Origin of the sequence: Pseudoalteromonas sp. SS15 (genome assembly GCF_049257195.1) — a bacterium.
GTDB lineage: Bacteria > Pseudomonadota > Gammaproteobacteria > Enterobacterales > Alteromonadaceae > Pseudoalteromonas.
Map to the genome: position 1 here is coordinate 39281 of NZ_JBMMUD010000010.1, position 24136 is coordinate 63416.

The window sequence follows — 24136 nt, forward strand, 5'->3', positions numbered from 1 at the left end:
GAAAGTTGGTGATGACCTTACTAGGTACATTGACCAGCTTTCCTGTATTCAATGGATTGCAACAGGGGGAGCTGGCACTACTAACCGCATTTTTAGGTGGGTTAGTGTTAATGGGCAGTATCGCTTTAATTATCCTTACCCATTCGCAATCAAGTCGTGCACTACATGTTGTGACTATGCTGGTGGCTTTTACCGCATTGCTTCCCAATATGTGGGCTACGTATGCCATCTCTCTGGTGTTATTCGGCCACCTCTACCTAGCGCTTAAACTTGGTTCAAAACCTCTACTTTTGGCGTCGTTTCTAGCGGCAGCAGCATACCTACTGTTATTAGGGGGGGCGATAGTTTGGTACTGGCCAATTCAGTTAACGTTACTACCTTTACTTTTGGTTTATATTTCACAGCTTTATGAGTTCTCTTTAAAACCCAGTAAAAATGGCGCCTCAGATTTACCAGAGCAGAGCGAATTAAGAAAGCAAGATGTGCTAGGTTTACCCCCTAGAAGTGCGCTGAGAGATGCTTATTATGCTCACACAGAGCAAGATGCCTCTGCTGTGGTATTAGTGATGATCCGCCTCGAAGGGTTTGAACAGGTAAATTTTCACTTAGGTCGAGAGTACGGCGATTTATTGCTCGCGCAATCAGCGAACCGAATTAAGCAGCAATTGCAAAACGAAGACATTGTAAATATAGAACAAGGGGATGAATGCGCTAAGCTTGCGCACTTAGGAGGATTAAATTTTGTATTCTTGTGCTCTTTGGCCCATCAAAAACATCTCCATGAGCAAGTTATAGGTGCCATAGTGCAAACTACGTTAAAGCCGTTTAACGTAGGCCATTGCACCATAGAAATAAAAGCTAAGGCAAGTTATGTCTCTTTCGCTGATAAAGTCAGTGATTTTGATAATGCCATCACGTGTGCATTTTTAGCGCTCGATTCAGAGCCTAATAAGGTCGTGACTGAATATCAAAATAGCATGCGAACAGCAAAACAAGAGCAGCAAGCGCGTTTGGCTGAGCTTACTCATCACGACTTCAGAGATCAGCTCGAGCTGTATTTTCAACCGATTATTCGTCACAGCGACAATGGTATCGAGTTCCTAGAACTATTGTTACGTTGGCAGCACCCAAAGCAGGGGATTTTAGCTGCTGGTAAGTTCATCGATGATATTCGTATTGCTGGGTTAGCCTTGCCTGTCGCTCAGTTCGTGATAGAGCGAGCGGCGGAGATTGCGATGGCGCTAAAAATGGAAGGGATCAAAATGGCGCTGAGCGTCAATGTTTTTGGTCCAGAAATGCTGCATGAAGAATTTATTGAGTTTTTAGACGATGTACTGCTGACTCACCATCTTGAAGCCGGTGATTTGATAATAGAATGTCCGTCTGCGTTGTTTATGTCTTTGGATGCACAGGGCGTTGCCATGATAGCTCGTCTTCGCAGTATCGGTGTTCGTCTGTGTGTAGACGGCTTCGGTGAGGCTCCGCTGGTATTGGCTAAGTTACCTAAATTAACCGTTGATTACGTCAAAGTAGGGCAGTCCCTTACCCGAGATCATCAACATCAAGGTGCACTTAGAGGCATTGTCAGAGGGCTGGTAGACATGCAGCATCAGTTAGATTGTGCGGTTATTTGTGAGGGCGTTGAAAGCCAAGAGCAGCTTAACTTTGCACAAAGCTTAAATACCTTTGCCGCTCAGGGATACTATTTCGAAAGGCCGTTGAGTAGTGTGGGTATGTTGAGCTGGATAAAACAGTATCAGCTTGAGCACCATCATTTAGTTGATCACTAAAAGGGTAGCTATTGCTACCCTTGTTGTTTACCTAATAAATAACTACAGACTAGACCACTTAGTACTTGTCCTGCTTCAGTTATGCCTTGCTCTAAGCCATTCGGGTGTGTCGAAGGTGCTGCCTCACACAGATGTAAATAACGGCTAGCACTGTGCGTTGCACCCAGATAGACAAAATGCTCTGCATCGCTGACAGAAAAACCACAATTCGTGAAAGCGCTGACAGGCATGCCACTAATGGCGTCTACATCAACTTCGATACCTAATGGTTTATCAATTTTAAAACGGGCTAAACTGTGTGTGCAGTCTGAAGTTAAACTACGGCTGCGCATAACTTGTAGGGTTTGGTAAGTGGTGTAGGTAAACCCGGCATTAGTCAGCGAGCTGATAATGGTTTGGTTATTTTTTTGCTCATGCATACCAACCACATGGTAATCATGTAAATATCCGTCTTGATATGCATAGTTGAAACCGTTGCCACTATGACGACCTTCAATGGCCCTAAAATCAGCATGTGGATCGAAGTTAATGGCATTACACGACTTAGCTTCACTGGTGCTTAAGGCCTTTAAAATTGGGTAACAATTATTGTGGCCCCCCCCTATGACAATGGCTTCTAAACCGGCATCAAAAACCGGTTTCAAAACCGCTGTCACTCGCTCATCTAATTCGCCACATAACCTTCTTAATTGTGCTAAATCTTCTGTATTTGCGTTATCCAAAGCTTTGCTTTGCGATTGCAAATCATCACAATTGACCTCGCCTAACAGCAATACTGATTTTGGATCTAGAAACTCATTGCTAGGCAAGTTTAAAAAGCGTTTTAAAAACGCTTGCCAACCTTGTGTTGCGCCTCCGCGACCACAGTTTGCTCTTGGGCCTATGTCCTCGTTAATGCCGAGTAAAACATATTTAATACCAAATTCAGCTGCATCTTTTAGTGCACTTTCTAAAGGTGCTGATTGGTCTAAATAAGAGATTGATTGCCAAAAGCGAGTTTCATTCGCTCTGCTGGTAGTAAAGCACTTTGTGTCGGCTTCACTATATCGAATTAACCAGTTGCCCATTATGCTTCGACTTCTTCAAGCGCATCTTCGAGTACCAGCTCTTCGGCGGAAATTATAATCCCGGTGCTGTCAGCATATAGATAATCGTCTTCGTAAAAAGAAACACCCGCAAAGTTTACTGGGACACCTTGCTCGCCACTGCCTTGGCTATCAGCAGCGACAGGAATAGACGCAATGGCTTGTATACCTAGTTCACACTCTTCGAGTTCATCAACATGTCTAACTGCGCCATAAACAACAATACCTTGCCAATGATTTTCTACAGCCAGTTCTGCCAATTCGATATCAATCAGCGCTCGGCGAGTAGATCCACCGCCATCGATTAATAGAATTTTACCAGTACCGTCTTGTTCTAAAATCTCTTGAATCAGTTCATTGTTTTCAAAGCATTTCACTGTGACGATGCGACCGCAAAATGCAGAGTGTCCACCAAAGTTAATGAACATGGGTTCAAGTACATCGATTGCATCTGCAAAATGATCGCATAAGTCAGATGTGCTGTAGTCCATATTGAGTTCTCCAGAGAGTATGTATTTGTTCCAGTATACTCTGATGCAAGCTCATAGCAATGGCAAAATTGCTGTAAAAGCAGGCACTTTGTGCGTTCAATCAAACTCTTTTGAATTCCATAATAGTGTCTTAAAAAGTTCACCCAACTGTTATTTTTAAAGTCTAAAGTTTAATCAGTAGACAATGGTTTTGTGTAAGAAGTACCAGTTATGACAACCTCCTGGTGTTCTTGCCACAAGGAATGAATAAGGTGAATTGCATTGAAAGTGTTATATGCAGCAAAAATCATCGAACTTGCACAATTACAGCAAACACTTGTGTTGATTAAGTGCTTCAAAGCGCATCAGGTAAACACTGACGTGATCCTGTCCGGTAATAGCCTGTCAAACCCTATGAGTAAGCAGGTAATTGCTGAAATTGAAGCGCTCAAAGTGGGGAGTTGCTTAGTACGGCATAAGCCAAATCGCTTTACGAAAACCTTCAGGCAAAAAGTTTCTGATATTTTCACTCATCGAGCGTATTTTAAAGTCGCAAATTATGACTTGGTGATCACCGACAGTGAGTCGATTGTCGCCTGGTCGGCAAAGCTTTCAGGGATCCCTGTACTCGCTTTGGGGCATCATGTCGCAGTAAACCATCACCAACTGCCTTTTGAAGGGGCGAATTTAACTAGAATTTGGCAGCAATGGTTAGTGCCTGCGGATTACCGTGTTGGGTTTCACTGGATCCCTTTTGCGAAAAATATTTTGCCGCCTATCGTACCTAGCTATCACACGACTTGTATTAAAAATAAGGTAGTCGTTTATTTGCCGTCAGAAAAATTGGAGGCGATTGAGGCATTGCTAACAAGTTTTCCAAATACGGAATTTTATTGTTTTCACCCTGCAGCAGAGGTGAAGTCGGTGGACAATATTCATTATCGACCCGATGATCATGAGCGGTTATTACATGACATGAAAAGTTGCAAAGGCGTGATTGCACATGCGCAATTTGAAGTACTGAATGCAGCGTTGAATATGGGAAAAAGCCTATTAATTAAACCGCTTGAGCAAGAGCTCACACAGGTGATTGATGCAAGTTTGTTAATTAAGCTTGGTTGGGCAAAGCAGATGCATTACTTAAATGCCAATGCGGTTGAAGATTTTTTGGATACAGCACCTCAGAAGTTGGTGGATTTTTCAGCAGATCCATGCGCCCTTGTAGAGTGGGTTAAAGCCGAACAATGGCATGATGTCACCGCATTGCATGATTTTGCTTGGAATTCATTAAAAGTTGGATAGTTCCAAAGAATGAGTCGTTTAATTATTGCACATGTTGGCACTTTTTTATTGTTTTTATGTGAAATCTAAAAGCCTAATTTTCAGCCTTGGTCTATACTAAGCATATGTTTTATAACCTTAGGTAACAGTATGGCCTTATTAGAAAATTTAACCATCAAAAGGCGTTTACAGCTCAATGCGATAGTTGTTGGTATTGCAATGCTGGTAATGCTAGCGGTGATTATCTTTGAAGCTCGCACAATGCTGAAACTCAACGAAGCAATTCAGTACGCTGAAGAGCTTGAAATTCATGAGTTATCCATGCGCAAGTTTGAGAAGAATTTTCTATTCTATAAGGACACGGAAGCGCTTAGTAAATTTGATAAAGAATATCAGCACTTAATCACAAAGATAGATCTATTAAATGTTTTACTGGATGACTTATCTATTGATCAAGGGGAGCTTGAAAAGTTTCGTGGGTTAAGTCGATCTTACAAAGAAACATTTGAAACTGTAGTCGTTCTGCAAAAGAAGATTGGTTTACACCCTAAAGATGCATTATATGGTGCGTTACGTTCTGCGGTGCATGAAGTCGAAACAGGATTGAAGCAGCATAACAACTTTGAATTACTAAGCTTGATGCTACAACTTAGACGAGCTGAAAAAGACTTTATGCTTCGCTTAGATACCAAATACCTAGGTAAATTTAATAAAACCTACGATGAGCTTTACCCCAAACTACAGTCTTACGGCTTATCACCTTTACTTTTGGAATACAAAAACAAGTTCACTAACCTTGTTGATGCACAAGTCGAACTAGGTGTATCGCTTGATAGCGGTGCATTAGGCGAGATGGTTAAAATTGTAAAGCAAGGTGATGCAACGGTTGAGAATATTGTACTGCAAACAAAGCAAGCTATTGAAGATAACGCGAAAGCAACGCAAGCTGCTGCCATAGGTATATTTGTCGTCGCAGCGATCATCGTCATGATTTTGGTACTGTCTACCAGTCGTTCAATCATTGGGCCTGTGGAACGTGTCTATCAAACCATTGAGCGAATTCGCCGTGAAAACAATTTAGCTATTAAAATTGAATCGACAGGTAATGATGAAATTACCACGATGACAGAAGACTTTAATAGCTTGATAGATGACTTTAAGATTCTGATCTCAGAAGTAAACACGGCTTTAGGCACAATTAATGAAGCGACTCATCATTTAAGTGAAACCACCGCACAAACCAGCGCAGGTATGCATGAGCAGCTGCATGAGGCGGATATGGTGGCGACTGCTGCGACTGAGATGCAGGCGACGATTCAAGATATCTCCCATAATACTGAAGCTGCAGCGAATAAAGCTGAGTCAACCAATGGCAATGCGCAACAAGGTAGAGTAGAAGTCGATGCGACAATTCAGCGTATTATGGCCTTATCTGATTCATTAGGTGGCGCATCAGATGTTGTTTCACAACTTGAGCGTGATGCTGAAACAATTGGCTCGGTTTTAGATGTTATTCGTGGTATTGCAGAGCAGACAAATTTACTTGCTTTGAATGCGGCAATTGAAGCTGCACGTGCTGGTGAGCAAGGTCGAGGCTTTGCTGTTGTAGCCGATGAAGTTCGCTCTTTAGCACAGCGTACACAAGACTCGACACAAGAAATTGAGAGTATCATTTCTACTCTGCAAGAGCGCACCCAGTCTGTTGTGAGTATCATGCAACAGTGCCGTACTCAAGGTAGTGAGAGTGTTTCTCAAGCCGAGAAAGCTGGTGAGTTGTTAAGCTCGATTACAGCGGATGTTCAAACTATTATGGAAATGAGCACGCACATCGCAACAGCCATTGATGAACAGAACCAAGTTGCTTCTGAGGTGAATAAGAACGTAGTTCGCATTCGAGATATTGCGCAAGTTGCATCTGAGCATGCACAGAGTAATGCCCAAAGTAGTGAAGAGGTTTCAGAGCAAGCCAAAGTACTACATGAGGCGGTTGCCAAGTACCGCTACTAGATTGCTAATAAAACTAAAAAACGCAGCGTTTGCTGCGTTTTTTTATATTTAAGTTTTAGCACTCAAAGCTAGGGCGTGAACTTGATTGGAATACGATCTTTGTTGGCATGATAGTCCTCAACCCTCGCTTGGTATCTCTTCCAGCGTTCAGTCTGCTCTTCTGAAAGTGCACGAAGATATTGCCAGCTATATAAACCTGAGTCATGGCCGTCATCAAAAACCAGCCTTACGGCATAATGTCCAACAGGCTCAAGTTTTTTGATAGCTACCTCTTGTTTATTCAACACCAGATTCAGTGGATCTTTAGATTGATTACCATGTCCTTGCACTTCAGCAGAAGGGGAATGGGTTCGTAAATACTCACAGCTTAACGTGAAGACTTGCTCATCATCGAAATGAATGTCGAGCGTTTTAGATACAGTATGATAGTGAAGTTTATTGACAATATACATGACGTTTCTCAATGGATATTTTTGGCTATATCTTACAAAAAAGCGGGGCATAGGCCCCGCTTAATAATAGCGCATAATCTTTGCTAAACTTAAAGAATAAAGCGGCTTAAGTCTTCGTCTTGTACTAGCATGTCTAAATGCTGCTCAACATAACTTGCATCGATAGTCAGCGTTGAGCCTGTCTTTTCAGAAGCATCAAAAGAGATTTCTTCCATCAGTTTTTCCATCACAGTATGAAGACGACGCGCACCAATGTTTTCTGTTTTCTCGTTCACTTGCCATGCGGCTTCAGCAATCTTAGTGAGCGCATCATCAGTGAAGTCGATAGTCACTTGCTCGGTGCCAAGCAGTGCTTGTTGCTGTTCAGTAAGCGATGCATGAGGCTCGGTAAGAATGCGTTTGAAGTCAGCTGCAGAAAGTGCTTCAAGTTCTACACGAATAGGTAAGCGACCTTGTAACTCAGGAATTAAGTCTGAAGGTTTAGCCATTTGGAACGCACCAGAGGCAATGAAAAGAATATGGTCAGTTTTAACCATACCGTGTTTCGTGCTGACCGTTGAGCCTTCAATTAGAGGCAGTAAATCACGCTGCACACCTTCACGGCTCACATCTGGACCTTGTGCTTCACCGCGCTTACAGATTTTGTCGATTTCATCGATGAACACAATACCGTTTTGCTCTACGGCAAAAATAGCTTGTTCTTTCAGTTCTTCTTGATTCACCATTTTGGCGGCTTCTTCTTCAATAAGAAGCTTGAAAGCATCTTTGATTTTCAGCTTACGGCTCTTACGCTTGTCTCCACCCATGTTTTGGAATAGACCTTGTAGTTGGTTGGTCATTTCTTCCATACCAGGTGGTGCCATGATCTCAACTTGAGGTGCAACTTCAGCAACATCAATGTCAATTTCTTTGTCGTCTAGCTGACCTTCACGCAGTTTCTTACGGAATACCTGACGTGTACTGCTATTTTCTGCAGGCTGAGCTTCACCCCATGCGTCTTTTGCAGGTGGAAGAAGCGCATCAAGAATACGTTCTTCTGCGGCTTCTTCTGCGCGATGTTGGTGCTTTTTCGCTTGTTGCTCGCGCGTCATCTTGATTGAGATATCAACCAGATCACGGATGATAGTCTCAACTTCTTTACCTACATAGCCTACTTCAGTGAACTTAGTCGCTTCAACTTTCAGGAAAGGTGCATTGGCAAGTTTTGCTAAACGGCGTGCAATCTCCGTTTTACCGACACCTGTTGGGCCGATCATTAGAATATTCTTTGGGGTTACTTCAGCGCGTAAGTCGTCGTCAAGTTGCATACGACGCCAGCGATTACGAAGTGCAATTGCCACGGCTTTTTTGGCTTTATCTTGACCGATAATGTGCTGATCTAACTCGTGCACGATCTCTCTTGGGGTCATCGCAGTCATGGCAATCCTCTATAGTTCTTCGATGGTTTGGAAATTATTAGTGAATACGCAAATATCGCCAGCAATTTTCAGGCTCTTTTCTACGATTTCACGTGCACTTAGATCAGTATTCTCTAACAGTGCTGTTGCTGCAGATTGAGCGAAGTTACCACCACTACCAATGGCGATTAGGTCATGCTCTGGCTGCACTACGTCACCGTTACCAGTGATGATCAATGAAGCGGTTTCATCGGCAACTGCCAGTAAAGCTTCTAATTTACGAAGCGCGCGGTCGCTGCGCCAATCTTTCGCCATTTCCACTGCAGCTTTAGTTAAATGACCTTGGTGCATTTCTAGTTTGCTTTCAAAGCGCTCAAATAACGTAAATGCGTCTGCAGTACCACCGGCAAAACCCGCTAATACTTTACCGTTATAAAGACGGCGTACTTTTTTGGCATTACCTTTCATTACTGTATTGCCAAGTGACACTTGACCGTCGCCGCCGATAACAACTTTGTCGTCACGACGCACGCTTACGATAGTAGTCATAAAATTCCTTACTGTGCGTTAACTCACACTTGTCTTACTTAAATATCTTAGATTGCTGTAGGTATATGGGCTATTAGTGAGAAATCAAGTCCAGCCCCAAATTCCACAGCTTACGATGTTGATGCGCTTGAGCTTATTTTTATCGCTTTCCGCTTGTCTCTTACTCTCATAAGGGCCTAGACGCACTCTAAACCAGACACCATTTGACCCTTCGGTTCTGCGGATTTCAGCAATTAGGCCAACAAAAGCAATTTGTGCTTTCATGCTCTCTGCATCTTCATGCTTTCTAAATGAACCGCATTGCATCTGGTATGGGCCACGTTTTTTTATTTCTTTAATTTCGACTTTGATTTCTGCGTCTTTAATTTCTTGAATAAAATCAGGATCTCTAGGTTTTGGCTTCTCTACTGATTGCTCTTTTTTGGCAACTGGTTTAGCGGCTTCTTCTACTTTTTTAGGATCGGCATTTTGTGTGATATACCAAAGACCATATGCAAAACCGCCAACGAGCAGTAATGCCAGCAAGATAAGCAATTTTGAGACGGGTTTTGGGCTAGGCGCCGCTTTTTTGGTGTTTCTGCCTTTGGGCTTTTTATTTATAAAGTCGTGTTGTGCCATAAGTTACTTAATAAGTATCCATAGGATCTATGTCTATACTCCAGCGCAGTCGGTTTGCTAATGGGTGCTTGTCTACATAGGCTAATAACTGAGTTAAGTAGCTATGTAGAATTGCACGGTCCTGCGCTTGAATATGTAATTGATATCGATATTTTCCTGCCACACGCTCCATCGGTGCGGGAATTGGTCCAAGCAATTGTATACCAGAGAATGGGCTTGCAGGAACCAGATCCGATAAAAAGTCGATGACTAATTTGGCGTTGTTAGCTTCGGCGCGTATTAAAGCCAAAAAACTAAATGGCGGTAGGGCAACTTCTTCACGCTCTTTGAGTGCATAACGGGCAAAGTCGCCGTAGCCATTATTGACTAGATCTTGTAACAACGGGTGTTCGCAATAATGAGTTTGTAATAATACCGTGCCGGGTTCGCCACTGCGCCCAGCGCGTCCAGCAACTTGAGTGATTAACTGAGCCATATGTTCCGTGGCTCTAAAGTCACTACTATATAAACCACTGTCGACATCTAAGATAACCACTAGGCTGACATCGGCAAAGTGGTGACCTTTCGCCAGCATTTGAGTGCCAACCAGAATACGTGCGCCACCTTCATTAATTTCATTGAGGGCTTCTTCAAGTGCGCCTTTACGGCGGGTTGAATCTCGATCTATACGGCTCAGTGGCGTGTCGGGAAACTGTGCTTCTAAAAACTGTTCAACTTGTTCAGTGCCCAAACCCACTGGCAAAATATTGGTGCTGCCACAGTCAACACACTGGGGTGGCACATAGCTTTGCTCACCACAGTGATGGCAGACTAAACGAGACATACCTTTATGGTAGGTGGCACTGGCACTACAGCGGTGACATTCGCTGAGCCAGCCACACTCATGACACATTAAGGTAGGCGCATAACCCCGTCGGTTTAAAAACACCATTACTTGTTTGCCATGTGCAAGCGTACGTTCAATATGCTGTAAAGTAGTTGGTGCAAAACCATTTTGATGTGGCTGGCCTTTCATATCAACCAACAAGTAGGCGTTATCTACTTTGGTTTGCGCACGCTTGGTCAACGACACCAATTGGTATTTATCAGTGAGTGCATTGTGTAGGGTTTCGAGTGCAGGGGTTGCAGTGCCTAATAAAAGCGGTATCTGTTGTGTCGCGCAGCGATAAACGGCCAAGTCTCGAGCGTGATAACGCAGTCCATCTTGTTGCTTAAAAGATCCGTCATGCTCTTCATCTACCACGACCATGCCTAGACTTTTAAAAGGTAAGAAAATCCCTGAGCGAGTTGCGATAACCAAAGCACTACTGCCTTGTTCAGCGCGTCGCCAAGTGTGTAAGCGCTCATTATCAGTTAAATTTGAATGCCATAAATCAATCGGAGTATTTGGAAAGCGGCGCCTGAAGCGATTGACGGTTTGAGGCGTCAGGCCAATTTCAGGTACTAAAACCAGTGCTTGTTTACCGGCATTAAGCACTTTCTCTAAACATTGTAAGTAGACTTCAGTCTTACCACTGCCCGTAACGCCTTCAATTAAGAAAGTACGGTAGCCCACTTGTTGATTCACGGCGGCACAAATGGCAGCTTGCTCTTCATTGAGGCGCGGTTTGCTTGCAATCTCAAGTGTGTCTGACGACCAAGCTTCACAGTGGTTAATGGCTTCTGTGATAAAGTTTTTCTCTTTAAGCGGTTTTATTTGTTGTGTTGTAAACCCTAATGCCTTTAACTCAGTGAGGCTCGTTACGCCCGAGCCTTTTAAATGCTCAATCAGTGCTAATTGCTTTTTTGCGCGAAGCTTGGGAGATGCTTTTCCTTCCTCAGTGAGTGTGTAATCGGGCACTTGAGTTTTATCTGGATGCTCACCTTGACGCAGAGATGCTGGTAGCGCAGTAAAAATAGTTTCACCTAGCGAATGGCAATAATAACGTGCTGTAAATTTCAAAAAGGTAAGATAAGCATCACTGATAATCGGGCGCTGATCAATGACAGAGGTAATGGCTTTGATTTTATTATCGGGCACATCTGACTGAGTCTTGATGTCAACGACCATGGCGACTAATTTTCTATTGGCAAAAGTCACCCATACACGACAGCCTTTTTGAACTGTTATATTCGGGTCGATTTTATAATCAAAGGTTCTATGTAGTGGGACTTTTAGGGCAACTTCAACAAATAGCATGAATGTTCGAACATGACAGTAGATGTTTATAATGTACTAAAGCAGACCTTGAAATCCCAGTGAAAAACGCGAGGTAAATTGCTGTTCATTGGATTAGGTGTAATGAACGCGGAATTTATTTACTTTTTGTGCAATTATTGCTTGTAGATCTCGGACGACTCCAATAAAATACGCGTCCACTAATTTGAATATAACTACGTATGGTGCCAAACTTCGGGTTTGGAGAGCGATACGGCCTAACCTAGAGGTTTACTATGAAAGAAGGTATCCACCCTAAGTACGAGTCAATCACAGCAACTTGTTCATGTGGTAACAAATTCGAAACTCGTTCAACACTATGTAAAGACATTCACCTAGACGTATGTTCTGCATGTCACCCGTTCTACACTGGTAAGCAGAAGATCCTTGATACAGGTGGTCGTGTTGATCGCTTCAACAAGCGTTTTGGTGCTCTTAGCAGCAAGAAATAAGCATCGCTTGTTTGAGAAAAGCACCCATTTGGGTGCTTTTTTTATGCCTAATACCAATCCTTTTAATTAAGAGAACTATTTTGAGGCAAGGAAAACTGGTCGATAGCACCGCTCACGCGTCCTGCTATCGCTGAGGTACCTACTTCCATGTAGGCAAGGCTAAAATTTTGCTATTTAGTTGTTCTAAATAAGAAATTTTTATAAGAAATTTTTAACGAAGCTAGCGTCAGTTTTAGTCCCTCAAAATGATTGAGTATTATTGAGGATTGGTATAAAACTCATTAATCCTCTGAATATTCATTATTTTCTGCTGATTTAGCATCGCTTATCTGGTTGTTCTTCTGCAAAATTATTTCTGATACATCAAACCTTTTTCATAGCACAGCCGTAGAAAATGGCGTAATAACTAAATGCATAACTTTGCACTTTTTATCGAGATTGACTTTAGCTTTCTCAAAGATACGGTTGCTTCAACTGGTTTTTTTGAGAGTTAAAGTTGTCTAAATGAGTTTAAAAGTGTCTAAAATACAGTAAAAGTCGCTAAGTTTAGATTTCTTTTCGCGATTGATAGGGTGACATTTTTAGTCGTTTAAATTGCTGGTTTATTAAGCGTGTTGACCCTTTTTTAGGTCAATGAAATGTCAAAAAAGCTAAAAGAATGTTTCATAAAATCTGCAAAATTGCGGTATCTTGCAGATAAATTTCGCTAAAAAGTGGATAGACCTGAAATTGCTTGAATATATCTAGAAAGCGAGTATCTTTTAGTTATTGCGAATTATTTCACTCTCACTTTTAACTTCTTTGCAGGAAAAAATCGCGTCATGTCAGACTTTCGTGAACAAGCTTTACATTACCACGCTCATCCCGTTCCAGGTAAAATCAGTGTTGAATTAACTAAACCAGCCGAAACAGTTAAAGATCTTGCGTTGGCCTACAGCCCAGGTGTGGCTGAGCCAGTTCGAGAAATTGCTGCAGATCCTGCTAATGCTTATCGATATACAGGTAAAGGCAATATGGTTGCGGTGATCAGTAATGGTACTGCAATTTTAGGTTTAGGTAACTTAGGCCCACTTGCTTCTAAACCAGTAATGGAAGGTAAAGCGCTACTATTCAAACGTTTTGCAGGCTTAGATTCAATCGACATTGAAGTAAAGCACCGCACCACGGAAGATTTTATTAATACGGTTGCGAACATTGCAGATACCTTTGGTGGTATCAACCTTGAAGATATTAAAGCACCAGAATGTTTTGAGATTGAAAAAGCGCTTATAGAGCGTTGTGATATCCCTGTATTCCACGACGACCAGCATGGTACTGCGATTGTAACTGCTGCGGGTATGTTGAATGCACTTGAAGTACAAGGCAAAGACATCCACGACGCTATCATTGTATGTTTAGGTGCAGGTGCTGCAGCAATCGCATGTATGGAACTGCTGATTAAATGTGGTGCGCAACGTGAGCATATTTACATGCTAGACCGTAAAGGCGTTATCCATACGCGTCGTGATGACTTAAACGAATATAAAAAGCTATTTGCTAACAACACTGATAAGCGTACGCTTCAAGACGTAATTGCAGAAGCAGATGTATTTGTGGGTGTATCTGGCCCTGACTTACTTTCTCCAGAAGACCTAAAGCTTATGGCAGACAAGCCAGTCGTGTTTGCCTGTTCAAACCCTGACCCTGAAATTAATCCAGAAGTTGCGCATGGTGCACGTAACGATTTAATTATGGCGACAGGTCGTTCAGATTATCCTAACCAAGTGAACAATGTTTTATGTTTCCCGTTTATCTTCCGTGGTGCACTTGATGTGCGTGCAACAGCGATTAACGATGAAATGAAGATCGCAGCGGTAGAAGCCATTCGTGGTATTGCGAAAGAGCCAGTGCCTGAGCAAGTGCTTAAAGCGGCCGATGTTGAGTCGTTAGAATTTGGCGCTGAGTATATTATTCCTAAGCCAATGGATCCGCGTTTATTGCCTCGCATTGCTAAAGCTGTAGCAAAGGCTGCGATTGATTCTGGCGTTGCACAAATCGATTTACCAGAAAACTACATGGCACAATTTGAATCTTAATCCTAGGCAAGACTAGATTAATAAAAAACCTCGCAATGGCGAGGTTTTTTTATGTTTTCTTTGTAATAACAAAAAAGCTGATTAACCTTCTTCGTTAATCTCAGGGATCTCTAAGCCCATCTCTTTCATAATGTTACGCACTTCAACAGGGATCTTCTCCGGATTGTCTTTACGTAAGTCCTCGTCGCTCGGCAACGGTTGGCCCGTAAAGGCATGCAGAAATGCTTCACACAGTAACTCGCTGTTTGTTGCATGGCGCAAGTTGTTCACTTGACGGCGGGTACGCTCATCAGTCAGTACTTTTAACACATTTAAAGGAATAGATACGGTGATCTTCTTCACTTGCTCTGATTTTTTGCCATGCTCTGCATAAGGGTGAATATATTCACCATTCCATTTAGCCATAATATTTTTTCTGATGCCTTTAGAGTAATTACTGCCAATAAGACTACGCTCGTTTGCGACGGCTTTAATTGACCTAGTTTGACTAACGCCCAACTCAAACTAAGGTTAATGTACCGATTTATGGTCAAAAACCCAGTCTTATTAACAATATTAGTTAACGAGGTGGCGAAATTTTATCGGTTTAAAAAAGATAGTCAAATTCTAGTTAAATAGCCATTTAGCAGTATAAATGTTTTGACTTCTCTAATTTGATCATCTAACCTTTTAGACGTCTAAACATCCATATACTAGGTGGTGATATGAGCCAACGCAATAAATCAACAGTCGCAGTCAGACATGGTATCGAAGCCGATAAACATCATGGCGCGGTTGTGCCTCCTCTTTATCTTTCAACAACGTATTCGTTCGCTGACTTCGATACTAAGCGTGATTACGATTACGGCCGTAGCGGTAACCCAAATCGCGATATTCTAGCTGAAGCATTAGCGCAGCTTGAGGGTGGAGAAAAAGGCATCATCACAGCGACCGGTATGGCAGCTGTACACCTAGTAACACAACTTTTAAATCACGACGATACCTTAGTTATTCCACATGATTGTTATGGTGGTAGTTATCGTTTATTCACATCACTTGAAAAGCGTGGCTTGTTAAAACTAAAAGTTTTAGATTTAACTCGCGCTGACAGCCTTGCACAAATTGCAGAGATCAAACCTAAACTGGTTTGGATTGAAACACCGAGTAACCCAATTCTTCGTCTTACAGACATAGAGGCGGTTGTGAATGCAGCCCATGCAGTGGGTGCTTTAGTGGGGGCTGACAATACGTTTTTATCTCCAGCGCTACAGAACCCAATTTCATTTGGTGTTGATATTGTGGTGCATTCGACCACGAAATACATTAACGGCCATTCTGATGTCGTTGGTGGCGCGGTGATTGCGAAAACTCAAGCGTTAGGTGAAGAGCTGGCTTGGTGGGCAAATAACATTGGTATTACTGGTGCGCCATTCGATAGCTATCTGACATTACGTGGTTTAAGAACCCTTAAAGTACGCCTTAAACAACATGAAGAAAATGCCTTAGCTATCGCCAAGTACTTAGAGCAGTCTGAGTACGTACGTAAAGTGTATTACCCTGGTCTTGAATCACACTCGCAACACGAACTGGCTAAAAAGCAGCAGTTAGGGTTTGGTGGCATGGTGAGTTTTGATATCGCAGGTGGTCTTGAAGATGCGGCGGCATTCTTAACAACAGTGAAAGAGTTCTCGTTGGCTGAGTCTTTAGGCGGTGTTGAGAGTTTAATTTGCCACCCAGCGACCATGACACATGCTGGCATGGAGCCTAAAGCACGCTTAGAAGCAGGTGTAGGCGATACTTTGATCCGTATTTCTGTTGGTATTGAGGAAGTAGCAGACCTACTTGCAGACCTAGAAGCGGCTTTTGCTAAAACACAGCCAGGAAAGGCACCTGCGTCTGCTGATAGCAAAGCCTGTAAATTAACACCTGCCCATCCGGCACTTTGGTAAAAGAAAATGACAAGAGTAGTACATAAATTTGGCGGGTCGAGCTTAAGCTCGGCTTCGCGTTATCAGGCTGTCGCACAAATCGTGGTTGGCCAGTGTCAGTTGGGCGATTGTGTTGTGGTTTCTGCCGCAGGTAAAACCACCAATACCCTAGTTAAACTATGGCAAAGCTATCAGCAGCAAGAGCAGCAAAGTTTTAACGATATTTTGTTGCAGGTTGAGAACCATCAAATCGAACTGATTAATGCATTATTCCAGGGTGAAAAGCAGCGCCAACTAGCCGATACTCTATTGACTGAATTACAAGTGATCACCCAAGCCGCGAACAGTAAAACTCTAAATGAAGCTGAGCTATTAGCACATGGTGAATTATGGTCTGCGCGCATTCTAGCGAGCTACCTATCAGAAAGCGGTTTACAAGCCCAACCGATTGATGCCAGAACGTTATTTACTGTACATAACGGTCAATTAGTGCATCAGCAAAATAAGCAAGCGTGTTTAGCGACCTTAGATAACGATCATATTTTTGTGGTCACAGGTTTTATTGCAGCAGATGACCAAGGCAATACTGTGACGTTGGGACGTAATGGCAGTGACTACAGTGCAACATTGTTAGCAAATTATAGCGACGCAGAAGCAGTCTCAATCTGGACCGATACGCAAGGTGTATTCAGTACTGATCCTCGTAAAGTCAGCAATGCAATTAAATACCCTAAAGTGTGTCGAGAGCAGGCCAATCTGTTGGCGCGTTTAGGTAATCCTGTATTGCATGCTAAAACTTTATCTCCTTTGAAAAATACCAGCATCAAGTTACAGGTTCGTAGCAGTTTTGACCCTGAAGCACCAGGTACTGAAATCGTCAAAGCGGGTTACAGTAAGGCGAAACGTTTTATTACGTCATTTGATAACTTAGATCTTGTGCGTGTTGATCGTTTAGGTGTAAATGAAGTGCGTGAAGTGAGTCAGCTTATTCAGCATAGCATTCATCACTTTGTTCAAAATGGCGAAGAGTTTTTATTGTTACCAGGTGCCTTTACACATCAAGTAAGTCAATATTTTGCTGGCCGTCTCACCTTGGTTGAAAGTCACTTACAAGGCTTTGCACTGGTTGCACCAAAAGCCGATATCTCTGCATTAGAGCTGCAGGCTAAATCAGTTTTGGCAGAGCAAGACGTGGTACTCAGGTTTGCGCACAGTGATGAAGATTATGCACTGTTTTTGACTGACCAAGCGATTGACAGCGATGTTTTGGCGATTTTACATGACAAACTAGTTAATAAAGGCCGAGAGCTGGCGGTTATCATTGCGGGTCTAGGTAATGTCGGTGAGGTTTTCCTTGATCAGTGCCAAACTCAGGTTGCTCGTTTGCAAGCGCAATTTGATTTAAAAGTAGTCGGTTTATTACGCTCGCAACAAATGCTATTTGCAGCCAGTGGTTTAAATTTAGATAACTGGCAAACTCAGTGGCAAAATGAAGCACAAGTATACGAGCAAAATGAAGTGCTAGAGCGTATTGAAGAGCTCGACTACGAACATAAAGTGGTGATTGATATCACAGCGAGTGAGTCATTTAGCTTGTTATATCCAGAGTTCGTGAAGCGTGACTGTCATCTTATCAGTGCTAATAAGTATGCAGGCACAGCGCAACAAGATTGGTATTTATCTTTGCGTCAGCAACTTGAAGAGCGCAATTTATTATGGCGTTATAACACCAGTGTTGGTGCGGGTTTACCAGTTAACTTTGCATTAGCTGACCTGCAAAATAGCGGTGATAAAATCACCCAAGTTGAAGGTGTGTTTTCGGGTACCTTGTCTTGGCTGTGTAGCGAGTATGATGGTAGCAAAGCTTTCTCAGATTTAGTGCTAGAAGCGCAAACTATGGGTTATACCGAGCCAGATCCTCGTGAAGATTTATCAGGTCGAGACATGCAGCGTAAGTTGTTAATTCTTGCTCGGGAGCTTGGTCTTTCATTGGATGTAGATAATATTGGTTTAGAACCATTAATGCCTGAGCATTTAGCAACTGGTAGCTGGCAAGATTTTCTAGCTAAGAAAGATGAGCTAGATGCATTTTATGAGACTAAGTTTGCACAGGCGAAAGCCAATAATTGTGAGCTGCGTTATACAGGCTTATTAAGTATCGCTGAAGATGGCAAAGTGGACGCAAAAGTGGGTATTGCGTTTGCTGAGCAAGGCTCAGCGATTGCCAACTTAACACCAGGCGATAATATCTTTGTAGTGAAAACCCTATGGTATGATGCAAACCCTCTGGTTATTCAAGGGCCAGGGGCTGGTAAAGAAGTGACCGCTGCAGGTATTCACTCAGACTTATTCTGGTTATGTCAGAATCTTAAATAGCTACGAGTTACTGTTACTTAAAATCAAAAAAGCGAAGTGTTTTTAGCACTTCGCTTTTTTGTTAGAGCTATTTTTATATTAATTAAAATAGCTCATCTTGTTCAGGCAAAGAGTCAGAAGAGAATGGGGTTTTTGACTTGTCTTGTTGTACATACTTAGTTGGTACTGTATCAGACTCAAAGTATTCAAAACGGCTAGTGTGATCGTTTTTCGAACTTAATAAACCTGTTTTTAAGTCAATGCGCACAGAGGTTAAGCCTGGAGCTGGGTCTATTGGCGCGAGCGGTTCATTTTGCAAGGCTGTTCTCATAAAGCGAACCCAAGCAGGTTGCGCGGTGATCGCGCCCGCTTCAGCACCAACTGATTGGCCTTTACCTAAGTTACTATTATAGGCAGCGCGGCCAAGGGATTTACTTGCGTCGTCAAAGCCTACCCATACAGTGGTTAAGACATTGCGGTTGAAGCCAGTAAACCAAGTATCAACCGAGTTATTGGTTGTGCCGGTTTTGCCAGATAAGTCTCTACGTTTTAGAGCTTGTGCTCGCCAACCTGTACCAACCCAACCGGTTTTGTGCTTCCAACTACCGCCACCCCAAATTGCACTGTGTAATGCGCTAGAAATCAAGAAAGCATTTTGCTCACTGATGATTTGCGGTGCACACTGCATTGCATTCTCGAGGCGTTGCTCTTCATCACAAGCGATTAGCGGTTGCGCCTTTCCTAAAGAGTTACCATAAGCATCGGTGATTTCACTGATAAAATAAGGTTCAATTAGGTGACCGCCATTGGCAAAGGCACTCATGCCGCGTGCCATTTCTAATGGTGTGATTGCAGCGCTACCTAATGCTAAAGATTCACTGCGGTTAATGTCTTCATCAGCAAAGCCAAATTTAAGTAAATGATCGGCAGAGCGCTGTAAACCAACGCCTCTGAGTAATCTAACTGAGACGACGTTTTTTGATTGCGCCAATGCGCGACGAATTCGAATCGGGCCACTATAAACTTCAGGACTATTTTTAGGTCGCCATGCAACACCTAAGCTTTTATCCCAGTGGTTGATAGGTGCATCATTTATAATTGAAGCAAGCGTGTAACCGTCTTCTAATGCCGCTGAATAAATAAAGGGTTTAATGTTTGAACCAACCTGACGTTTCGCTTGCACAGCGCGGTTATATTGGCTTTGTGCGAAACTATAACCACCTACTAAGGCTTTGATGCGGCCATCTTTTGGATCTAAAGATACAATGGCACTCGATGGTTGTGGATACTGACTTAATTGCCAGCCATTATTTTCTCGTAACCAAATTTGCATACCTGGCGAAAGTACATCGGCCGCTGTTTTAGGGGCGTTACCTTGTCGTTTTTCGTTGATGTATGCGCGTGCCCATTTCAGGCCATCCCACTCAATGACCACAGATTGACCTGACTTTAATAGCACTTCAGCGCTTTGTTCGTAAACATAAGTAACAATACCGGCGACGAGTGGGTCAATTTCATTAACGTCATTAAGTGTTTTAAGTAGTTCTGCACGGACAGGAATAGGGTCTATTTCGTGTTGCCATAGCACAGCTTCAGGCCCACGATAGCCGTGACGCATGTCATAATCATGCAGGTTGTTAATGAGTGCTTGCTGTGCGGCAAGTTGAATTTTAGATTCAACACTCGTATAAACTCTAAAGCCAGTGTTATAGGCTTTGTCAGCACCATAGCGCTCTACCATATATGCACGGACCATTTCAGAAATATAAGGTGCATAAAGCTCTATTTCTGCACCGTGGCGCTTTGCGGTGATAGGGGCTTGTGTTGCCTCATTATATTCACTGCGAGTGATGTACTTTTCTGTCAGCATTCGACCTAAAACCACATTCCTGCGAGATTTGGCGCGAGTCGGGTTACTAATAGGGTTTAGCGCTGAAGGGGCTTTTGGTAAGCCAGCGATCATGGCCATCTGCGCTAATGTGAGCTCGTGTAACTCTTTACCATAATAAACCTGTGCTGCGGCACCAATGCCAAACGAGCGGTGGCCTAATTCAATCTTATTTAAATACAGTTCTAAGATTTCATCTTTTGACAATAATTGTTCTATGTGTAGCGCAATGAAAATTTCTTTTACCTTACGAATGTAAGCTTTTTCGCGGGTTAAAAAGAAGTTTCTTGCCAGCTGCATGGTGATGGTACTGGCACCTTGTTTCTTTTGACCGGTACTTATCAATACAATAGCCGAGCGCACGATCCCGATGGGGTCTATACCAAAATGCTCATAAAAACGATTATCTTCTGTTGCTAAAAATGCATTGAGTAAAGGTTTCGGTACGTCGTCAATCTTAACGGGAATACGGCGCTTTTCACCAAATTGGTTGATTAATTTTCCATCTTTGGTAAAAACTTGCATAGGTGTTTGAAGTTGAACTTCTTTAAGTACCTCAACACTAGGGATATCTGATTTTACGTAGTAATATAGTGCTAGTAACGTGAGTACGCCTAAAAGCCCGCAGACGATAATAAACTGTAAAAATCTTTTTAATAAAGTCACGTAATATTCCCTAGTTAGACTCCCAATTGTGGGTAGAGGCTGCTAGTATAGCTTGAACAAAATTCGATTAGTATTTTTTGTTCATAAATAATAACCTGTTTAAATTAAAATAAAGGATAAATACGCAGGGTATGTTAAGTAAATTGTTCAAAGCACACGCCCCTCTCATGGTTGGCATAGATATAGGCTCTCACTGTGTTAAAGCTGTTTTGCTTTCGCAAACTCACAGCGGCTATCGCGTTGAGGCTGTTGCTATTGAACCTATCCCTAAAGGTGCAATTACTGAAAGAGCCGTACAAGATATTGAAGCGGTCGGTCGTGCAATCAGTAAACTAAAAAAACGCTTTCCAAAACATGCCCCTTTCGCAGCAGTTGCTGTATCAGGTCAAACGGTTATCACAAAAGTGATCTTTATGGACGTTTCATTAACTGATGCTGAACTAGAGTCGCAAATCGCAATTGAAGCCGACAGCTTAATTCCATACCCATTAGACGAAGTTAGTCTAGATTTTGAGAAAATATCGGTCAATGAAGCCGATCCGTCGAAAGTGAATGTACTGCTTTCTGCAGCTAGAACAGAGAGTGTACTCGCAAGAGTGAGTGCATTAGAAGAGGCAGGTTACAAAGCTAAAGTGGTTGACGTTGAGAGTTACGCCCTGAGTCGTTCACTTGATACTTTATATGGTCAGCTTCCTTCCGATGCATTTGATAAAATCGTTGCGATTGTTGATATAGGTGCGGTGATTTCATTGATGAGCGTGGTTCAATCAGGCAAGACTATTTATACACGAGATCAGGTCTTTGGTGGTGAGCAATATACCAATAGTATTGTTGCTTACTACAATAAGACGTTCGATGAAGCCGAATTGGCAAAAACAACCGGGGACTTACCGCCGAATTATACTTTTGAAGTTCTAGCGCCATTCCAAACGGCTTTATTGCAACAGATCCGCCGAGCAGTACAAATGTTTATGACCACCAGTGGTAAAGACCATGTCGATTATTTAGTGTTATCAGGTGGCACGGCTTTGGTTGAAGGTCTCGATAGACTATTGGTCGATGAATTGGGGATCCACACAATTATTGCCGATCCGTTTTCAGATATGGAAATTGCACCTAAAGTAGATAGAAACGTACTGTTAAGGCACAAACCTCAGTTTACCCTTGCCACAGGTCTGGCGCTTAGGAGTTTCACCACATGCCACATATAAACCTCCTACCTTGGCGCGAGCAACAGAGACAAGCTTCACAACAAAAATTCCTAATTCTGATTGGCAGTATTGTGGGTGTTTCTTTATTTGTGATGTATTTGATCGGTAGCTTTTACGATAGCCTTCGCACAGGGCAAGAAATAAAAAATAACTACCTACAATCTGAGATTCGAAAATTAGATACACGCATACGAGAAATTAACGACCTAAACAAGCAAAAGGGTAATTTACAACGTCGCATTCGCTTAATTGAAGAGTTACAAGGTAACCGTAATCTTGGCACACAAATTATAGATGAAGTGGCGCGTGTTGTTCCGTCAGGAGTTTATCTCACCAGTCTCCAGCGTGATGGCAACATGATAAAAGTGGTAGGTCGTAGTGAATCTAATAACCGCCTGTCACAAATGCTAAGGCAGGTTGAGTCTTCTTATCTATTAGAAAAGCCTACGATTCAGGGGATTATTGCAGGTGAACAAACTAATCGTTTGTTGAGCGATTTTACCATGCACTTTTACGTTAAGTCTTATCAAGAACTTGAAGATGCCAAAGAGAAAAAGTGAGGGAATGGTTAGATGAACTTTGATCTTAAAGCGTTACAAGACATCGATTGGAATGAGATTGAGCTAGATAATATTGGTGAATGGCCAAAGCCTGTCAAAGCCATGTGTGTCGTTCTGGTTACTGTGATCATGTTATTTATTGGCTATTCAGTTTTAGTATCTTCAGCAATTGATGAGTATGACTTTGCAGTAAATAAAGAGCAAGAGCTGAGAAATTCGTATCGCTTCAAGTATGCAAGAGCGAACAATTTAGATTTATACAAGCAGCAAATGCAAGATATGGAAGCGCAATTTTCTCAACTTTTGCAACGACTTCCTACATCCAATGAAACACCTGGTTTATTAGATGACTTGACTTATGTGGGTACTTCAAGTGGTTTAACATTTTTAAAAATTGGCTGGATGCCAGAGATAAAGAAAGAGTTTTATACAGAATTACCGATTAATCTTGAGGTGGTCGGTACTTACCATGAGTTTGGTGAGTTTGTTGGCAAGGTTGCACAATTACCACGAATTGTCAGTTTGCATGATTTTAGAATAGAACGAGCTAATGACCGTGACTTAGTATTTAGTGTTGTTGCAAGAACGTATCGCTATGAACAAGGAGCTAAATAAATGCACCTTAAAAGTATAGCTATCAGTTTAAGCCTAATTTTTTTGGCTGCTTGCAATGATGATACGGCGCAGCAGAAAGAGTTTATTGATCAAGTGCAAGCCAGTGCAACACCGAAAGTTGAGCCGATCCCTAATATGAAAGAATTTGAATACTTTCCATATAGCGCCGGTTCACTGCGTAGTCCATTTGATGCACCTCAACCTGAAGTGATTGAAAGCAGGTTAGTTCAGGTCAAAAACTGTTTACAGCCAGATCAAAACCGTACTCGAGATCCTCTAGAAAAGTATCCTATTGATAATCTTGTGATGAAAGGCACAATAGCCTTATCTGGCATTACTTGGGCGTTGATACGAGCTGCTGATCAGGGCCTTTTCCGAGTGAAGCAGGGGGAATATATGGGCCTGTATCATGGTGAAGTAGTTGGTATTTATGATGACCATGTAGAATTATTAGAGCTGATCCCCGATGGAACAGGTTGTTGGAAAGAACGATTAACTAAAGTTGAGATTATTGAATCTACTCAACTTTCAGCAAGCGAATAACAATAAAGGTACACTACT

At 42.3% G+C, this 24136-nt stretch carries 20 protein-coding genes; 11 read left to right on the forward strand and 9 right to left on the reverse strand.

What is annotated here, in order from left to right:
* Positions 1-11 precede the first annotated feature (11 nt).
* Positions 12-1790, forward strand: coding sequence for an EAL domain-containing protein (locus AAEU28_RS17995; RefSeq protein ID WP_421965435.1), 1779 nt, complete (start codon positions 12-14; stop codon positions 1788-1790).
* A gap of 14 nt (positions 1791-1804) precedes the next feature.
* On the opposite strand, the gene AAEU28_RS18000 is transcribed toward AAEU28_RS17995, so the two are convergent.
* The gene (locus tag AAEU28_RS18000) at positions 1805-2857 is read right to left on the reverse strand and encodes a formimidoylglutamase (protein WP_421965346.1); all 1053 of its coding nucleotides are present in this window, start codon (positions 2855-2857) and stop codon (positions 1805-1807) included.
* Positions 2857-3366 (reverse strand): ribonuclease E activity regulator RraA, encoded by a 510-nt coding sequence (gene rraA, locus AAEU28_RS18005; protein WP_421965347.1) that lies wholly within the window; start codon positions 3364-3366, stop codon positions 2857-2859. Before rraA ends, AAEU28_RS18000 begins: the two co-directional genes overlap by 1 nt.
* A gap of 267 nt (positions 3367-3633) precedes the next feature.
* Here rraA and AAEU28_RS18010 point away from each other — a divergent pair, with 267 nt between their 5' ends.
* Positions 3634-4647, forward strand: coding sequence for a glycosyltransferase family protein (locus AAEU28_RS18010; RefSeq protein WP_421965436.1), 1014 nt, complete (start codon positions 3634-3636; stop codon positions 4645-4647).
* Between the two features lie 129 nt (positions 4648-4776).
* Positions 4777-6633, forward strand: a complete 1857-nt coding sequence (locus AAEU28_RS18015) for a methyl-accepting chemotaxis protein (protein WP_421965348.1) — start codon at positions 4777-4779, stop codon at positions 6631-6633.
* 68 nt (positions 6634-6701) lie between these two features.
* Here the strand turns inward: AAEU28_RS18015 and AAEU28_RS18020 are convergent, their stop codons facing one another.
* From AAEU28_RS18020 to priA, 5 genes are all read right to left on the reverse strand, one after another.
* A complete protein-coding gene (locus AAEU28_RS18020; RefSeq protein WP_421965349.1) occupies positions 6702-7085 on the reverse strand; it encodes a gamma-butyrobetaine hydroxylase-like domain-containing protein in 384 nt (127 codons plus the stop codon).
* A gap of 89 nt (positions 7086-7174) precedes the next feature.
* Complete coding sequence (gene hslU / locus AAEU28_RS18025) at positions 7175-8503, reverse strand: HslU--HslV peptidase ATPase subunit (protein WP_421965350.1); 1329 nt, start codon at positions 8501-8503, stop codon at positions 7175-7177.
* Between the two features lie 9 nt (positions 8504-8512).
* Positions 8513-9031, reverse strand: a complete 519-nt coding sequence (hslV, locus tag AAEU28_RS18030; protein WP_058031148.1) for an ATP-dependent protease subunit HslV — start codon at positions 9029-9031, stop codon at positions 8513-8515.
* A gap of 84 nt (positions 9032-9115) precedes the next feature.
* The gene (locus AAEU28_RS18035; RefSeq protein WP_421965351.1) at positions 9116-9649 is read right to left on the reverse strand and encodes an SPOR domain-containing protein; all 534 of its coding nucleotides are present in this window, start codon (positions 9647-9649) and stop codon (positions 9116-9118) included.
* Between the two features lie 7 nt (positions 9650-9656).
* Positions 9657-11828, reverse strand: coding sequence for a primosomal protein N' (gene priA / locus AAEU28_RS18040; RefSeq protein WP_421965352.1), 2172 nt, complete (start codon positions 11826-11828; stop codon positions 9657-9659).
* Positions 11829-12082: 254 nt separating this feature from the next.
* On the opposite strand from priA, the gene rpmE reads away from it, so the two are divergent.
* Entirely contained in the window at positions 12083-12298 is a 216-nt protein-coding gene (gene rpmE, locus AAEU28_RS18045; protein WP_058031145.1) for a 50S ribosomal protein L31, read from the forward strand.
* Between the two features lie 821 nt (positions 12299-13119).
* Positions 13120-14373, forward strand: coding sequence for a malic enzyme-like NAD(P)-binding protein (locus AAEU28_RS18050; RefSeq protein WP_421965353.1), 1254 nt, complete (start codon positions 13120-13122; stop codon positions 14371-14373).
* Positions 14374-14454: 81 nt separating this feature from the next.
* Here AAEU28_RS18050 and metJ read toward each other — a convergent pair whose 3' ends face one another.
* A complete protein-coding gene (gene metJ, locus AAEU28_RS18055) occupies positions 14455-14778 on the reverse strand; it encodes a met regulon transcriptional regulator MetJ (RefSeq protein WP_058031143.1) in 324 nt (107 codons plus the stop codon).
* Between the two features lie 299 nt (positions 14779-15077).
* Between metJ and metB the strand changes: the two genes are divergently transcribed.
* Positions 15078-16301 carry a cystathionine gamma-synthase gene (gene metB / locus AAEU28_RS18060; RefSeq protein ID WP_421965354.1) on the forward strand — a complete coding sequence of 408 codons (1224 nt, stop codon included), beginning with the start codon at positions 15078-15080 and terminating at the stop codon, positions 16299-16301.
* A gap of 6 nt (positions 16302-16307) precedes the next feature.
* Positions 16308-18656 (forward strand): bifunctional aspartate kinase/homoserine dehydrogenase II, encoded by a 2349-nt coding sequence (gene metL / locus AAEU28_RS18065; RefSeq protein ID WP_421965355.1) that lies wholly within the window; start codon positions 16308-16310, stop codon positions 18654-18656.
* Positions 18657-18738: 82 nt separating this feature from the next.
* On the opposite strand, the gene AAEU28_RS18070 is transcribed toward metL, so the two are convergent.
* Entirely contained in the window at positions 18739-21189 is a 2451-nt protein-coding gene (locus AAEU28_RS18070; protein WP_421965356.1) for a penicillin-binding protein 1A, read from the reverse strand.
* A gap of 131 nt (positions 21190-21320) precedes the next feature.
* Here AAEU28_RS18070 and AAEU28_RS18075 point away from each other — a divergent pair, with 131 nt between their 5' ends.
* From AAEU28_RS18075 to AAEU28_RS18090, 4 genes are read left to right on the forward strand one after another with little or no spacing between them, the layout of a single operon-like run.
* Entirely contained in the window at positions 21321-22400 is a 1080-nt protein-coding gene (locus AAEU28_RS18075; RefSeq protein ID WP_421965357.1) for a pilus assembly protein PilM, read from the forward strand.
* On the forward strand, positions 22388-22960 hold the full coding sequence (locus tag AAEU28_RS18080) for a PilN domain-containing protein (protein WP_138478277.1): 573 nt from the start codon (positions 22388-22390) through the stop codon (positions 22958-22960). The genes AAEU28_RS18075 and AAEU28_RS18080 overlap by 13 nt, the downstream gene beginning before the upstream one ends.
* 12 nt (positions 22961-22972) lie before the next feature.
* Positions 22973-23575, forward strand: coding sequence for a type 4a pilus biogenesis protein PilO (locus AAEU28_RS18085; RefSeq protein ID WP_421965358.1), 603 nt, complete (start codon positions 22973-22975; stop codon positions 23573-23575).
* Entirely contained in the window at positions 23576-24118 is a 543-nt protein-coding gene (locus AAEU28_RS18090) for a pilus assembly protein PilP (RefSeq protein WP_421965359.1), read from the forward strand. It begins immediately after the preceding gene.
* Positions 24119-24136: the final 18 nt, after the last annotated feature.

Excerpts from the sequence above, each read along its gene's own strand:
- AAEU28_RS17995 (WP_421965435.1), top strand. The coding sequence starts at position 12 with ATGACCTTACTAGGTACATTGACCAGCTTTCCTGTATTCAATGGATTG.
- AAEU28_RS18000 (WP_421965346.1), bottom strand. The coding sequence starts at position 2,857 with ATGGGCAACTGGTTAATTCGATATAGTGAAGCCGACACAAAGTGCTTT.
- rraA (WP_421965347.1), bottom strand. The coding sequence starts at position 3,366 with ATGGACTACAGCACATCTGACTTATGCGATCATTTTGCAGATGCAATC.
- AAEU28_RS18015 (WP_421965348.1), top strand. The coding sequence starts at position 4,777 with ATGGCCTTATTAGAAAATTTAACCATCAAAAGGCGTTTACAGCTCAAT.
- AAEU28_RS18020 (WP_421965349.1), bottom strand. The coding sequence starts at position 7,085 with ATGTATATTGTCAATAAACTTCACTATCATACTGTATCTAAAACGCTC.
- hslU (WP_421965350.1), bottom strand. The coding sequence starts at position 8,503 with ATGACTGCGATGACCCCAAGAGAGATCGTGCACGAGTTAGATCAGCAC.
- hslV (WP_058031148.1), bottom strand. The coding sequence starts at position 9,031 with ATGACTACTATCGTAAGCGTGCGTCGTGACGACAAAGTTGTTATCGGC.
- AAEU28_RS18035 (WP_421965351.1), bottom strand. The coding sequence starts at position 9,649 with ATGGCACAACACGACTTTATAAATAAAAAGCCCAAAGGCAGAAACACC.
- priA (WP_421965352.1), bottom strand. The coding sequence starts at position 11,828 with ATGCTATTTGTTGAAGTTGCCCTAAAAGTCCCACTACATAGAACCTTT.
- rpmE (WP_058031145.1), top strand. The coding sequence starts at position 12,083 with ATGAAAGAAGGTATCCACCCTAAGTACGAGTCAATCACAGCAACTTGT.
- AAEU28_RS18050 (WP_421965353.1), top strand. The coding sequence starts at position 13,120 with ATGTCAGACTTTCGTGAACAAGCTTTACATTACCACGCTCATCCCGTT.
- metJ (WP_058031143.1), bottom strand. The coding sequence starts at position 14,778 with ATGGCTAAATGGAATGGTGAATATATTCACCCTTATGCAGAGCATGGC.
- metB (WP_421965354.1), top strand. The coding sequence starts at position 15,078 with ATGAGCCAACGCAATAAATCAACAGTCGCAGTCAGACATGGTATCGAA.
- metL (WP_421965355.1), top strand. The coding sequence starts at position 16,308 with ATGACAAGAGTAGTACATAAATTTGGCGGGTCGAGCTTAAGCTCGGCT.
- AAEU28_RS18075 (WP_421965357.1), top strand. The coding sequence starts at position 21,321 with ATGTTAAGTAAATTGTTCAAAGCACACGCCCCTCTCATGGTTGGCATA.
- AAEU28_RS18080 (WP_138478277.1), top strand. The coding sequence starts at position 22,388 with ATGCCACATATAAACCTCCTACCTTGGCGCGAGCAACAGAGACAAGCT.
- AAEU28_RS18085 (WP_421965358.1), top strand. The coding sequence starts at position 22,973 with ATGAACTTTGATCTTAAAGCGTTACAAGACATCGATTGGAATGAGATT.
- AAEU28_RS18090 (WP_421965359.1), top strand. The coding sequence starts at position 23,576 with ATGCACCTTAAAAGTATAGCTATCAGTTTAAGCCTAATTTTTTTGGCT.